Here is a 13188-nt window from a genome sequence, read left to right as displayed (position 1 = left end):
CACAATATTCGTTCGTACAAACAAGGTTGAGTATAGCAAAAACGAGAGGGATTGCAAGTAACATTTTTGTTGAGACTAAGGAATAATGAATTTGCGCTTGGAAAGGAGAGCAACACATGGAAACCCGAATGAGCTGGTCAGGCGGCAAAGTGCTTTCTTCACCATTTGTTATACAGCTCCTTATCATTATGTTTCTTGTTGAATTTGTCAAAGGAGCGCTGCTGATCTCCATTCTTCCTGTCTACATGGGAACCGTTCTGGGCTTATCAGCATATGCGATTGGCTGGGCGCTTGCGCTTCAATATATTGGCGATAACGCATTTCGCAGTCCGCTAGGGTGGATTATTGACCGGATCGGCTATCGGAATGTAATGCTGTTCGGTGTCATTATGACATTCGCATCGGTGGCCATTGTGTCTCTCACGTCGCAGTTCGGCTGGATTATATTGGCCTGTGTCCTGTTAGGAGTGGGCACTTCGCCCTTATGGCCTTGTGTCATTACAGGCGCGACTGCTGTTGGCGGCGATAAAGCGAGCGGAACGATTATGAGTGTCGTCTACATAGCATGGCTGACAGGGGTGGGCTGCGGCCCCATCGTCATTAATTACTTCATTATCCAATCTTATGCACCAGCGTTCCGATTGCTCATTGTGATGATGATCATTGTTGTTTTTGTTGCTTTATTTCTTCCAGGAAGGAAGAAGTCCCGCGAGATTGAAGGACATCAGGAGTCTCTTCAACCGGACAATCATGGGCAGACGATCACAATGGTCAGCAGAATCCGCAATTACTTTGCCAAAGTAGGGCGTTCGCTTCATGCGAGCTGGCTGCTGTACCCGGCTATGTTCACACAAAATTTTGCGCTTGGCCTGCTTACTCCTATCCTGACGCTGTATGCGCGCACCGTGCTTCATCTGACACCGCAGCAGTATAGTATGTACTTGGTGGCAGGAGGAGCTGTTACTGTTCTGGGGATGATTCCTGTGGGCAAGTGGGTGGACCGCTATGGAACCAAATGGTTTCTGCATGTCGGATTTCTGGTGTCTGCCATAGCGCTGCCGATACTCGGATACACGCGATCCTTGCCAGCTGTATTGCTTATTGTCGCCTTTGTTGGCGTAGGCTACGCGCTCATTATACCTGCATGGAATGCATTGATCGCCAAGGCGATTCCGAAGTCGGAGCGGGGAGCGGTCTGGGGCTTCTTCCTGACGATTGAAGGCCTCGGGATGGTAATTGGCAGTGTGATGTCGGGCAAGCTGTGGGATACGTTCGGGCCTCACGCGCCTTTCCTGGTGAGCGGAACGGTACTTACGATCTTGTTTGTTCTTCATTTGTTCATAACAAGACGCCCAAAAGTTGTGGTACGATAATGGGGTGGAGGGAACAATGGGATGAAGGACAAACGACTAGGTATAGTAATGATTTTGCTGATGACTACATTTATTGGATTCGGTATTATAATTCCGGTTCTGCCGGAGCTTATTAAAGAGGCGACTCCGGGCTCCGTCGAGTTTCACACGGCAATGATGCTGTCGCTCTATTCGGCGGTAGCCTTCATCATGTCTCCGTTCTGGGGCGGCCTGTCCGACAGAATCGGACGCAGGCCGGTCATACTGACCGGGGTGCTCGGCTTTGCCCTCAGCTTCCTGCTGTTCGGCATCGCGGACGGCAGCCTGTCGCTGATGTACGCCTCGCGTATATTGGGCGGCCTGTTCTCAGGGGCGGTGGCATCTGTAATTGTTGCCTATGTAGCGGACATTACGCCGCCTGAGCAGAGGACGCGGGGCATGGGGCTTGTCGGCATGTCGATTGGCCTTGGTTTTACGATTGGTCCGGGCTTTGGCGGCCTGCTCAGCCTGGTCTCGCACAATACGCCGTTCTATGCTTCGGCAGCGCTTGCCCTGCTCACATTTGTGCTGGCTTTCGCCAAGCTCAAGGAATCGCTTGAGCAAGGCAAACGCAGATCGACACAAGAGCGGAAACCATCCAGATGGAGCGCTTTTACGGGATCGGTCAAATATTTGTATGTGCTGGCGCTGTTCGTTTCATTAACGCTTGCGGGCCTGGAAGCAACGCTGCAGCTGTTCGGAATGAAACGGTTCGATGTTACTCCGCTTCAAGTGGGCGTTATGTTTCTTATTTGCGGCCTGGTAGGCGCACTTATTCAAGGCGGCGTCGTTCGCCGCCGGATACGCAAAGGGCAAGAGCCGCAATATATTGCGGCGGGCCTCATTATTTCAGCAATTGGCTTCTTCCTTCTATTGACGGCACATTCCTTGTGGACAGCTACACTGTATTTGGCGATATTCGGCATTGGCAATGCGCTGATCAGACCATGCGTCACTTCGCTTATTACCCAGAAGACAACAGTCGGTCAAGGCGTTGCTTCCGGTCTTAGCTCGTCAATGGACAGTCTGGGCCGCATCATTGGGCCGCTCTTCGGAGCTTACCTGTTGACGATCAATCTTGAACTGCCTTATTTGATCGGCGGATTGTTGTCGATAGCTGCGCTGCTGCTGCTTATACGGTTTCGCTTCATTGACCGCAGCGCGCCGGCTCAAGAGACAAGCACTGCAACCTAGGCAATAGACGATAACGAAAAAGCCGGGGCTGTCCGAAAAGTCCATTATCCAATGAGTCAGTTCCAAATGATGTAAAAAGATGCCTCCAAACCACTGAAAAGTGGGCCTGGAAGCATCTTTTTTGTTGTATATAGTGACTTAAATCCCTGCGATCATGCATGAATTTGAGAGGAAATCGGCCATCAAGAGGAAATGAAGGGGAAATGCCTGCACGCTGGCAGAGATTTCACCTTCATGGGGCCAGAATCGAGCAAAAAATGCCGTTTCGCATGTTTCGCCTAGTCCTGGTGGGAGCTGATATTTCCAAAACGGACTTTTGGGACAGCCCAGGCTTTTTACTGTTTCGTGCCGAGGCCGCGGATAATAAAATCTATTGTGGCCTGCCGCTCGAATTCGTCATCCCAGATGGCGCCCTCGCGCTCGCCGTAGAAGGTGCGAATAAACACATAGCCCATAACTGTCGAGGCGGTCAGACGGATAATGGTCTCAGGCGGGAGGGCAATCAAATGGCCTTCCGCTTGGAATTTGCTTACGATCTTCCCTAGCCGCTCCAGCACCTGGGCCAGAACAACGTTCTGGAACTGCTGCTGCAGCTCGGAATGAAACGGAATTTCCTGTATCATAATCCGCAGAACGTTCATATGCCTCTTCAGAAATTCGATCCGGTTATCAATGAGTGCCCGCAGAAAACTTTCATAGCTTTCGAATTCGGCATCCAGAACCTTGCTGAAATCGCGCAGGACAAACGGTGCGATCAGCTTCGCCATAACAGGTGCGACGATGGACAGCAGCAGGTCCTTCTTCGTCTTGTAATGACGAAATATAGTCCCCTCAGCAACTCCGGCGCGCTGTGCAATTTCGCTTGTGGACGAAGCGGCATAGCCTTTCTCGGCGAAGACGTCGATAGCGGCTTGCAATATTTTCGACTGCTTCTCCGTCATTTTATTGCCCTCTGCATCCAGCTTCAGTATTTCCTCAAACCACTGCTCAATCGTATCCGACATCTTCCGGCAGCTCCTTCCCGCATTTCCGCCCGCTAGAAACGCGGCCATTCTTGGTTGTCACATTCGACACGATCATATCACAGAGGCAACGATTTGTTAAATGGCCCGGTGCTTGCGCAAGGCAAGTACATTAAGCAGGGCGAACAGCAGCGACAACCCGAGCAGAATGCCGACATTCCACTGAATGTCCGGCCAGCCCTCGCCTCGCAGCATAATGCCGCGCATGGCATCCGCCCCATAGTAGAGTGGCATGAAATAGCTGAGCTTCTGCAGCCATGGCGTCATCGATTCCAGACTGAACAACCCGGAGAAGAAGACCTGCGGCACAACGACCAGCGGGATGAATTGGATGATCTGGAACTCGTTGCTGGCGAATGAAGAGAGCAGGGTGCCCAAAGTAAGAGCAGTCAGCGACAGCAGCAGATTCATTAATAGTACAAGCCAGATTGATCCGTCCATATAGAGTCCCAGCACATCAATGGAGAACCAGGCGATAAGAGCCGCTTGCAGCAGGGTGAAGAGACCGAAGCCAGACAAATAGCCCAGGACAACCTCCCATCGGCGAATCGGAGTTGCCAGAAGCCGCTCAAGTGTGCCGCCAGTCCTTTCCCTGAGAAAGGAGACGCCTGCAAGCATGAAGACAAAGAAGAAGGAGAAGAAACCGATTAATACAGGTCCGAAAGAATCGAATGCGGCCATATTCTCATTCCCGTGCAGGTATGTGATGGAAGGCTGAATGGCTGTTGGCGCCTCGGATTGCAGCGTGCGTTGAAGCATGAGCTGGACCGCCTTGCTAATAGCAGGATCGCTGCCCTCCAAAGTGATGGCCGGCACGCCGTCCCTCAGCTGCAGCACAGCATGGAGTTCTCCTTCTTTAAGAGCCTGCTCTGCGGCAGCAGGATCAGCATAGACCGTTACATTGGCCTCATTGCTGGCGAGCCGCTCCGCAATAGCCGGAGGGAGCTGTACTGCGCCGATCTCCAGCTGCATATCCTGCCCGTTGAATACCAGCTTCATCAGCCCAAGAATGAGCAGTGGAGCGAGAAAAAGCAGAGCTAGTGTTCGTTTGTCCCGAACGAACTGCCGAATAATCCGAATGGCTAATGCGCGAACTCTCATCTGGCTTCACCCTCCCCGAGTCTTATAAACGCTTCTTCTATCGTGCCGCTTCCGGTCCTGGCCTTCAGTGCCTCAGGCGTATCGACAGCCGTCAGCTTGCCCTCGCGAATGAGGGCGAGGCGGTCGCATTTATCGGCCTCATCCATCACATGGGTGGTCAGTATGATCGTCGTGCCTCGCTCCCGCATAGCTCCAAGCTCTCTCCATATCGATTGGCGCAGGACAGGATCAATGCCTACGGTCGGTTCATCCAGCACGAGCAGCTCCGGCTCGTGAAGCAGCGAGATGGCCAGCGACAAGCGCCGCTTCATTCCGCCTGAATAAGCAGCAACCGGCTTGTGCAGATGGGGGAGCAGGCTGACGATTTCCATTGCCCCGTTAATCCGTTCCATCGCTTGCCTGCCCTTGAGCCCGTAGAGAGCTGCGAAAAATTGCAGATTCTGCAGGGCGGTAAGATCGTTGTACAGCGCATCGGACTGTGCCATGTAACCGAACCGCTGGAGCATGCTGAGCCTTGGCATCTGCTGGCCGAGCATATGGACGGTTCCGCCGTCAGCTGAGTCAATGCCTGTAATGAGCTTGACCAGCGTTGTTTTGCCTGAACCCGAGGGGCCTAGCAGGCCGAACAGCTCTCCGCGTTGGATCGTCAGCGTAATGCCGTCCAGAACCGTGCGTTTGCCGAATTTGCGGATGATGCCCTGCAGAACTACAGCTGCATGGCTATGAGGGGACGTTGTCAAGGTCATTGGAATTTCAACTCCTTCATATTATAAAAGTGAGTAATCGCTCACTTTTACTATAGATCATAAATACATTTTTGCATAGTGAGTAATCACTCATTTTTGCTGCCCCCTTCCAAGGGCGTACTCCTTTCTCGGTCTCAGGTCGGGGAGAAAGACTGGTCTGCAGACGTTTTTAGCGGATAGGGGAAAGCGATAAGCTGTATCAAGGACAGGAAGAGAACCATATTTGAGGGGAGAAAAGGTCATGCAAGGAATAACAAAATGGGCTTTCAATAATAAAGCCGGAATGAAGATCATCGTACTAATGGCGCTCGTAATGGGGGTTATCAGCTATTGGAAGCTGCCGATGGAGTTTTTGCCGGAGGCGGATAACCCGATGGTTACCGTTGCGGCAATCGGGCCAGGCTACGATGCAAAGTCAATGGAGAAGCAAGTTACGGAGAAATTGGAACAGTCGCTGCAGTTCATCAAAGGGAAGAGCAGCATGGTTTCTTCATCGGGGAACGGATATGCCAAGATCGACATGGGCTTTGATTCCAAGACCGATATGAAGGAAGCGAAGGCGGAGGTAGAGCGTGCTGTAAATGCCGTTCAACTGCCTGAGCGTGTGTCGGCCCCCTTCGTCGTCCAATTCAACACATCAATGATTCCGATCTCGTGGGTGACGGTCGGATTCGAGGAGAATCTGAGTGAAGCGGATCAGGAGCGGCTGGAGAAGGAGATATTGAGCCAGTTCAAGGCAATCGAGGGTGCAGGTGAAGTCACATTAGGCGGCCGGTCGATGCCTTCCGTCTCGGTTATCCCGAACAATGCGAAGCTGGCGGAGAAAGGAATTCCATTCCAGGCGTTAATGGGTGTGCTTCAAGGACGCGGCACAGCTTCATCGGTTGGCGAGAAAGTCATTGATGGTGCTACAGGCAATGTTAATGTGCAAGCAAGCATTAATGATATGGAGACGCTGGGCAAGCTTCCGGTTGCTCCGGGCGTCAAGCTTAGCGATGTGGCAGAGATTAAGTTCGTGAATGATCAGGAGACGATTAGCAGCGTGGATGGCAAGAACGTTCTTATGCTGACTGTCTCCAAGAAAGCCAATGCGAATGCGGTAGCTGTCGGAGATGAAGTAGCTGCTACAGTGGAACGGCTGGCGAAGGAATTGAAGGGCATCGAAGAAGCGAAGGTGCTGATCAGCACGGCTGACCAGGTCGTCCATTCTGTTAATTCCATGCTTCGTGAAGTATTGCTTGGCGCCTTGTTCGCAACGATTGTTATTCTGCTGTTCATGCGCAATTTCAGAGCGACGATTGTAACGATTGTATCGATTCCTTTGTCGCTTGCGATTACACTTTATCTGCTGGATCTGTCCGGTGTTACACTGAACGTGATTACGCTCGGCGGCGTAGCTGTTGCTGTAGGCCGTCTCGTGGATGACAGCATTGTTGTCATCGAGAATATATACCGCCGCTTGCAGAAGGAGAGCTTTTCGCTCCAGCTCATTATGGATGCGACTAAAGAGGTTGCCACGGCAATTACCTCCTCGACGCTGGTTACCGTTGCCGTGTTCCTGCCTATGGGTCTGCTTCGCGGATCGCTGCAGGACTTCCTCCTGCCGTTCGCATTAACGGTATCCTATTCCTTGCTGGCGTCTCTGCTCGTAGCATTGACAGTTGTGCCGCTGCTTAGCGCTGTCTTCCTGCGCAATACGAAGATGAAGGAGCATGAAGCATCCCAGTGGTTTACGAAGTTCCTTACGTGGAATCTGAAGTACAAATGGGTGCCGCTGCTCGTTTCCGTGCTGCTGTTCGTCGGCTCTGTCGGTGCATATTTTTCGATGCCAAAAGGTGCAATTGATTCCTCCAACGCATCGAACCTGAACATTACGCTGGAATATCCAAGCGATACTCCGCATGGCGACGTTGTAGCATCCGGCCGCAAGCTGGAGAAATTCCTGAATGACCGGAATGATGTCGATTGGGTCATGATGATGAATGGGAACAGCTCGGATAATGCCAAGTATGGCGATGTATCATCGGCTTCGGTTGTAACCTACATGTTGCAGATGCAGGATGATGCGGATGCTGATAAGCTGATTGCAGCCATCAAGGCCGAGCGGCCTAATTATAAAGGCGCGGATTTGAATGCCGGTGCGGCGAATATTTTGACAGGGGGCAGCTCTACCCAGGTCGTTGTCGATATTACGGGTGATGATCCGGCGCAGCTGGCGAAGAGCGCAGAGCAGGTAATCGCAGCAATCAAGCCTATTAAAGACGTCATCAAAGTGAAGTCGAATGAAGAAGAGAAGAAATCGGTATACACATTCGAGATAGATCCGGCGAAGGCAAAAGGACAGAATATTGCGATGCAGCTTCAAGGCTTGCTGAATGCTGTACCCCTTGGTTCCGTCACGATTGATGGACGTGAGACAACAGTCGTGCTGCAGCCTTCCGTCGATCCGAAATCCGAGGCGGATCTGAACGGGCTGATGGTTATGGGAGATCAAGGGCCGGTACCCGTATCCTCAGTCGCCAAGCTGGTGAAGAGTGAAGAATCCAGTGTGTTCTACCATAAGGATGGCAAGCTGTACGTTCGGGTCACCGCAGATGTTGAGCCGAGCCAGTTGTCCATCGTTGGAGCAGAGATCAGCAAGAAAGTAACGGAGCTTAAAGCGCCTGATGGAGTAAAATATTTGGTAGGAGGCGCATCCAAGCAGCAATCGAGCGACTTTGCAGACCTGGGCATTACAATGCTGATCTCGATCGGTATCGTTTATCTCATCATGGTCATTACATTCAAGACCATTCGGGCGCCGCTCGCTATCTTGTTCTCCCTGCCGCTTGCAGCAATTGGCGCTATTGTCGGGCTGCTCCTATCAGGCGTCACACCTGACTTTACCGCAATGTTCGGAGGACTGATGCTTATCGGCATCGTCGTGACGAATGCGATTGTGCTTCTTGACCGTGTCAAGCAGAATGAGGAGCATATGTCGATTCGCGACGCGCTTATCGAAGCTTCAGCAACGCGGATGCGTCCGATTATAATGACGGCTGTTGCTACGATTTCGGCCATGCTGCCGCTTGTATTCGGCACATCAGCGAGCGGCAGCATCGTCTCGCAAAGCCTTGCCATTGTTGTAATCGGCGGCTTGTCAGTTGCAACGCTGCTGACTCTCGTCATTATCCCGTGCATCTACGAATTGTTCTTCTTCCGCAAGTCGAAGCGCCAACGTATTGAGGCGGCGCTGGAGCAAGCCGCATAGGACAGGGTTACAGTATGGAAGGAACAGAAGGGGTTGTCCAGAAAGTCCTTTTTGGAAATCTCAGTTCCAATTTTAAGTAGCTGTACGATGTGGAATGCCTGCAATCAAGTTGAAGTACTTCTCGTCAGAAGCCGATCCGTCATTCAAACGCCGGTATATGCGAGATGCGAGCTAAGCTGGGCAAAACATGCGAAACGGCATGTATTTGCCCGTTCCTGGCCCCATGAAGGTGAAATGCCTGCCAGCGTGCAGGTATTTCACCTTCGTTTCCCCTTAACGGCAGCTTTTTGCTTAAATTCATGCATGATCGCAGGCATTTTACTAATAAGGCGTTTTGTAACCGAAATTTATGCACATTCGCAGGCTTCTTCCTCCGTCGCTCTGCCTGCACTCCAAACTTGGATAAAGGGGAAGGCAGCGCTAGGGAACCCCCAGCCGATGCAGGTTATGGCGGCGGAGAGAATGACTGCTATCTGGAAGAGTAAGTCCCCATATACAACGAAAAGATGCTGCCAGCCCCACTTTTTAGTGGTTTTGGAGGCATCTTTTTCACATCATTTAGGACAGGCTCATGGGATATTGAACTTTCCGTAGTATTCGTGAGCAGCCATGCTGCTAATGGCAACAATGCACTAAGAGCCGGGATGATCTGCAGGCCATACGTAAGCCGCAGAAGTTGCGCAGTTGCGGTCGTATAAGCTGCAGATTGCGCAACCTGCGGTTGTCCGCGCATCATTCACGCGTGCTGCTGGCTAGAATTAGAATGCCATCCGGTACAGGGGCAGCAGCGTCTTGAACGTTTCTTCGGCCTTGGCAATAAACGCTTCACCGTCCATGAGCAGCGGGTCGTTGCGGTCGATGATAATGCCGCAGAGCGCCTCGGATGCTTTGACCGTGCGCAGACGTTCCAGCAGCTTGCGCAATCCTTCGCGTCCAAGCTCGCTCTGTGTATCGCCGCCTGGCACCATATGGTCGCCTGACCATACGAAATGCGCAGGAATGTGCTTCTCCATATCGCTCAGCTGCCTCAATGCGTGATCGGCAAACACAGACTTGTTGTCCGATTCATAGATAATGGCAAACTGCACGAATAAGTGCGAGCCGAACAGGCCGATCTGGAAATGCGGATGGGCTTTATAGCCGCGTTTGTTCGCAGCGAATGCAATCCACGTATCGTTCGGCGGGTTTACTTTGCGTCTGGCGTGCTTGGCGACATGCGGATAGATGGTTTCTCCGACGAGCTCGCTAAGAAAGGGAGAGAGGCGTTCACCGAGCTGCTCCAGCTTGGGACGGACGCGTTCGATCAGAACGGACATGCGGGCCTCCAGCCCCGGTACATGGAATACGTCGAAGTCATGGGCGGAAAATCCGCTAAAAGCTGTGGACTTAGGTTCTGTCACAGTTGCAGTTACTGGTGCAGTCTCAGTCTCGGTAGTCGCAGGCATAGTCATAAAATCGATCCTTCCTTTCAATTGCTGCAATGTATAACGGGTGACAAAACGGATATGCAGCTACATTTTCAAATAGTAGATGGCTAATTGGGTGCGGTCTCTCAGACTAAGCTTATCCAGTATAACCGAAATGTAATTTTTGATCGTTCCTTCGCTTAGAAATAAAGCGGAGGCAATCTCCTTATTGGATTTGCCATCGGCAATCAGTTGAACGACATGCCGCTCGGCTTGCGTCAGCCCCTGACTGGACAGCAGCTGTTGCCTTCTCTCCTCCGCCTCGTCAGAGGCGGGGTCGGCTGGCCGCGTGCCGGAATGAACGAGTCCGGCCAGCTTGCGCGCGATATCCGGGTGGACTAGCAGCGAGCCGTCATTGACGGTCTTGATGCCGGATATGATGCGGCTGGGCGGCACATTTTTGAGCAGGTAGCCATTCGCTCCGCTGCGCAGCGCTTCGGTAATATATTCATCATCGTCAAAGGTAGTCAGAATGAGGACAGCGGGCGGGCTCGGCAGCGTTTTGAGCTTTCTGGTGCCTTCCACGCCGTTGCAGACAGGCATCCGAATATCCATCAGAACGACGTCCACCGCTTGCTCCCGCACAAATTGATAGGCCGCCTCGCCATCCTCGCAAGTTCCGCAGACCGTCAAATCTGGATCCAGATCAAGCAGCACCTGCAAGCTTTCACGGATAAAGGGATCGTCATCGGCTATGAGTACACGTATCAATGGTGGATTCCCCTTTTCTTAATTGGAAGAATGGTAGTAATTGTGAATGCAGGCGAAGTCTGCACCTCCAAACGGCCTCCCAGCATTGCGATGCGTTCCTCCATTCCTCGCAGGCCGAGTCCGTGATGAAGCGGCTCGCCAGGCACGGCACCGTCATTAGTGACAGTCAGCGCCAGCTCGTAGGGACGATAGTCAAGAATGATATTGACTTGCTTTGCGCCGCCATGGCGCACCGCATTCGTTATCGCTTCTTGAGCGTTGCGGAAGAGCACATATTCGATACTGGGGTACAGCAGCTGTGGAATCCCTTCGACCGTGAATGTAACGTCGAGCCCGAGCTCAAGTCCCGATGTCGCAATCAGTCTGTCCAGCGCATATCGGCGTGAATGCGAATCATCGGAGGGAGACAGGCGGCGAACAGTTTGGCGCATTCTTTCCATCCCGTCCTCCATCTGATCCCGGATTTGCCGCAGCATCGCATGCGCTCGCTCTGGCTGTGTGTCGAGCAGCTGAAGAGCGGCCTCCAGCATCATCTTCTGCCGGATAAGACGATGACCAAGATCGTCGTGAATATCTTTGGCGATGCGATTGCGCTCCTCGGCCTGAGCAAACTGCTCGATCTGTCCGGTATAATCCTGCAGCCGTCGCCGTGCCTGCTCCAACTGCTCATGGCTGTGGGCGAGCTCATCATACAGCGACTCCACATGATGATGCCTGGCGGTAGCATGAAGCGTCATATACAGCACAGCTGCCATCGCGCACCAAAGTATGTTAGCCGACCAGAGAACCGCAGGCCCCTGATTGTTCTGAATAACAACATTCAGCATAACGCCGCCTGCCAGAACGAACATTGCGATCGCTCCGTTCTTGCTGTAGCGGCTGAAGGCCGCTGCCAAGCTCGAATAGAGCAGCAGATACATTAGCCCGCCCTCATGAAATCCGAGATAGCCGAACCAGACGAGCTCTACAGGCAGCAGCCAGCCGCCGATGCTCTGCCTTATTTCCCCGATTCTGATCAGAAGCAGTCCGATCAGCACGTTCAACACAAACCATCCCTGTGACTCTACCTCGCCGGCTAATAACGTACCGAGCGCAGGGACGAACAGCAGAAGATGGCGCAACCAGCTGAGAAGCAGTGACATTGCAGCCCTCCGGCCCATCATAAGTGAACCTATTATAGCATATTGATCCGTTCCCCGAGCGGCAATAAGAGGAGGAAGACTTATAAAATGACTTTTGTCATATCTGTGCAGTGACGATTCGGACATGTAAAGCAGTCTGCCGCTGCTTACAATAGAGATATCAGAATTACGAGGGGAGCTTACTGCGATGAGCATGGTCGTTTTTGATGAGGTTGTGAAAAAATATGATGCTGCACTGTCCGTTAATCATCTGTCGCTGGTGATAGAAGAAGGGGAAATATTCGGCCTTCTCGGCCCGAATGGGGCGGGCAAAAGCACGACGATTCATATTCTTGCCGGTCTGCTGGGAGCCAGCGCGGGAGATGTAAGGGTCGGCGGACATTCCATCCGCAAGGAGCCGCTGGCTGTGAAGCGCCTCATTGGACTTGTGCCGCAGGAGCTCGCTATATATGAAACCTTGACGGCGGAGGAGAACGTGGCTTTTTTCGCTAAGCTGTACGGATTGAGAGGCAGCCTGCTGAGGGAGCGGGTAGCGGAGTCGCTGGAGTTTGTCGGACTATTGGACCGGGCCAAAGCGAAGCCTGCAACATTCTCAGGGGGGATGAAGCGGAGGCTGAATATCGCTTGCGCCATTATGCATCGGCCCAAGCTTATTATTATGGACGAACCGACGGTCGGCATCGATCCGCAGTCCCGCAATCACATTCTGGATTCTGTGCGGACATTAAACAAGCTGGGATCGACGGTTATCTATACGAGCCACTATATGGAGGAAGTGGAGGCGATCAGCACAAGGGTCGGCATTATGGATCGCGGACGCCTCATCGCACTGGGCACGAAGGAGGAGCTTCGCAAACAGTCGGGTCAAGAGGAGAAGCTGCTGCTGGAGCTTGATCGCATGGAAGAAACGATGCTGATGGAGATGCGCGAGCATCCGAGATTGCGATCGGTGATGGTAACGGATGCGCAGACACTTGAGGTCGTGCTGGATGAATCAACCACCGCCTTGCAGGATCTGCTGTTCATTCTGCACAAGCATGGTGCGGCGCTCCTCAAGCTGTCCCGTGTCGAGACGGATTTGGAATCGTTATTTTTGCAGCTGACCGGGCGCACGCTGAGAGATCGTGGATAAGCAAGCGGAGAGATAAGAGATCGAAGAGAGAAA

10 protein-coding genes are annotated in these 13188 nt (G+C 52.5%); 4 read left to right on the top strand and 6 right to left on the bottom strand.

Annotation, left to right across the window (positions count from 1 at the left end):
• The first annotated feature begins 116 nt into the window (after positions 1-116).
• Together K0T92_RS02395 and K0T92_RS02390 are read left to right on the top strand one after the other, a co-directional pair.
• A complete protein-coding gene (locus K0T92_RS02395) occupies positions 117-1373 on the top strand; it encodes an MFS transporter (protein ID WP_219870810.1) in 1257 nt (418 codons plus the stop codon).
• Between the two features lie 21 nt (positions 1374-1394).
• Positions 1395-2585 (top strand): MFS transporter, encoded by a 1191-nt coding sequence (locus tag K0T92_RS02390; RefSeq protein ID WP_219870809.1) that lies wholly within the window; start codon positions 1395-1397, stop codon positions 2583-2585.
• A gap of 335 nt (positions 2586-2920) precedes the next feature.
• On the opposite strand, the gene K0T92_RS02385 is transcribed toward K0T92_RS02390, so the two are convergent.
• From K0T92_RS02385 to K0T92_RS02375, 3 genes are all read right to left on the bottom strand, one after another.
• On the bottom strand, positions 2921-3589 hold the full coding sequence (locus K0T92_RS02385) for a TetR/AcrR family transcriptional regulator (protein WP_219870808.1): 669 nt from the start codon (positions 3587-3589) through the stop codon (positions 2921-2923).
• Positions 3590-3685: 96 nt separating this feature from the next.
• Positions 3686-4708, bottom strand: coding sequence for an ABC transporter permease (locus tag K0T92_RS02380; protein WP_219870807.1), 1023 nt, complete (start codon positions 4706-4708; stop codon positions 3686-3688).
• The gene (locus K0T92_RS02375; RefSeq protein ID WP_219870806.1) at positions 4705-5454 is read right to left on the bottom strand and encodes an ABC transporter ATP-binding protein; all 750 of its coding nucleotides are present in this window, start codon (positions 5452-5454) and stop codon (positions 4705-4707) included. The genes K0T92_RS02380 and K0T92_RS02375 overlap by 4 nt, the downstream gene beginning before the upstream one ends.
• 241 nt (positions 5455-5695) lie before the next feature.
• On the opposite strand from K0T92_RS02375, the gene K0T92_RS02370 reads away from it, so the two are divergent.
• On the top strand, positions 5696-8704 hold the full coding sequence (locus tag K0T92_RS02370) for an efflux RND transporter permease subunit (protein ID WP_219870805.1): 3009 nt from the start codon (positions 5696-5698) through the stop codon (positions 8702-8704).
• Positions 8705-9462: 758 nt separating this feature from the next.
• Here K0T92_RS02370 and K0T92_RS02365 read toward each other — a convergent pair.
• From K0T92_RS02365 to K0T92_RS02355, 3 genes are all read right to left on the bottom strand, one after another.
• Positions 9463-10149, bottom strand: coding sequence for a YktB family protein (locus tag K0T92_RS02365; RefSeq protein WP_219871177.1), 687 nt, complete (start codon positions 10147-10149; stop codon positions 9463-9465).
• Positions 10150-10215: 66 nt separating this feature from the next.
• On the bottom strand, positions 10216-10881 hold the full coding sequence (locus tag K0T92_RS02360; RefSeq protein ID WP_219870804.1) for a response regulator transcription factor: 666 nt from the start codon (positions 10879-10881) through the stop codon (positions 10216-10218).
• On the bottom strand, positions 10878-12023 hold the full coding sequence (locus K0T92_RS02355) for a sensor histidine kinase (RefSeq protein WP_219870803.1): 1146 nt from the start codon (positions 12021-12023) through the stop codon (positions 10878-10880). The genes K0T92_RS02360 and K0T92_RS02355 overlap by 4 nt, the downstream gene beginning before the upstream one ends.
• 187 nt (positions 12024-12210) lie before the next feature.
• Here K0T92_RS02355 and K0T92_RS02350 point away from each other — a divergent pair, with 187 nt between their 5' ends.
• The gene (locus K0T92_RS02350; RefSeq protein ID WP_219870802.1) at positions 12211-13155 is read left to right on the top strand and encodes an ABC transporter ATP-binding protein; all 945 of its coding nucleotides are present in this window, start codon (positions 12211-12213) and stop codon (positions 13153-13155) included.
• The last annotated feature ends 33 nt before the right edge of the window (positions 13156-13188 follow it).

This window comes from Paenibacillus oenotherae (genome assembly GCF_019443105.1).
GTDB classification, from domain to species: Bacteria; Bacillota; Bacilli; order Paenibacillales; family Paenibacillaceae; genus Paenibacillus_Z; species Paenibacillus_Z oenotherae.
Note: the sequence above shows the minus strand (reverse complement) of the source record. Positions and strands in the feature narration are given on the sequence as shown.

Excerpts from the sequence above, each read along its gene's own strand:
- K0T92_RS02395 (WP_219870810.1), top strand. The coding sequence starts at position 117 with ATGGAAACCCGAATGAGCTGGTCAGGCGGCAAAGTGCTTTCTTCACCA.
- K0T92_RS02390 (WP_219870809.1), top strand. The coding sequence starts at position 1,395 with ATGAAGGACAAACGACTAGGTATAGTAATGATTTTGCTGATGACTACA.
- K0T92_RS02385 (WP_219870808.1), bottom strand. The coding sequence starts at position 3,589 with ATGTCGGATACGATTGAGCAGTGGTTTGAGGAAATACTGAAGCTGGAT.
- K0T92_RS02380 (WP_219870807.1), bottom strand. The coding sequence starts at position 4,708 with ATGAGAGTTCGCGCATTAGCCATTCGGATTATTCGGCAGTTCGTTCGG.
- K0T92_RS02375 (WP_219870806.1), bottom strand. The coding sequence starts at position 5,454 with ATGACCTTGACAACGTCCCCTCATAGCCATGCAGCTGTAGTTCTGCAG.
- K0T92_RS02370 (WP_219870805.1), top strand. The coding sequence starts at position 5,696 with ATGCAAGGAATAACAAAATGGGCTTTCAATAATAAAGCCGGAATGAAG.
- K0T92_RS02365 (WP_219871177.1), bottom strand. The coding sequence starts at position 10,149 with ATGCCTGCGACTACCGAGACTGAGACTGCACCAGTAACTGCAACTGTG.
- K0T92_RS02355 (WP_219870803.1), bottom strand. The coding sequence starts at position 12,023 with ATGTCACTGCTTCTCAGCTGGTTGCGCCATCTTCTGCTGTTCGTCCCT.
- K0T92_RS02350 (WP_219870802.1), top strand. The coding sequence starts at position 12,211 with ATGAGCATGGTCGTTTTTGATGAGGTTGTGAAAAAATATGATGCTGCA.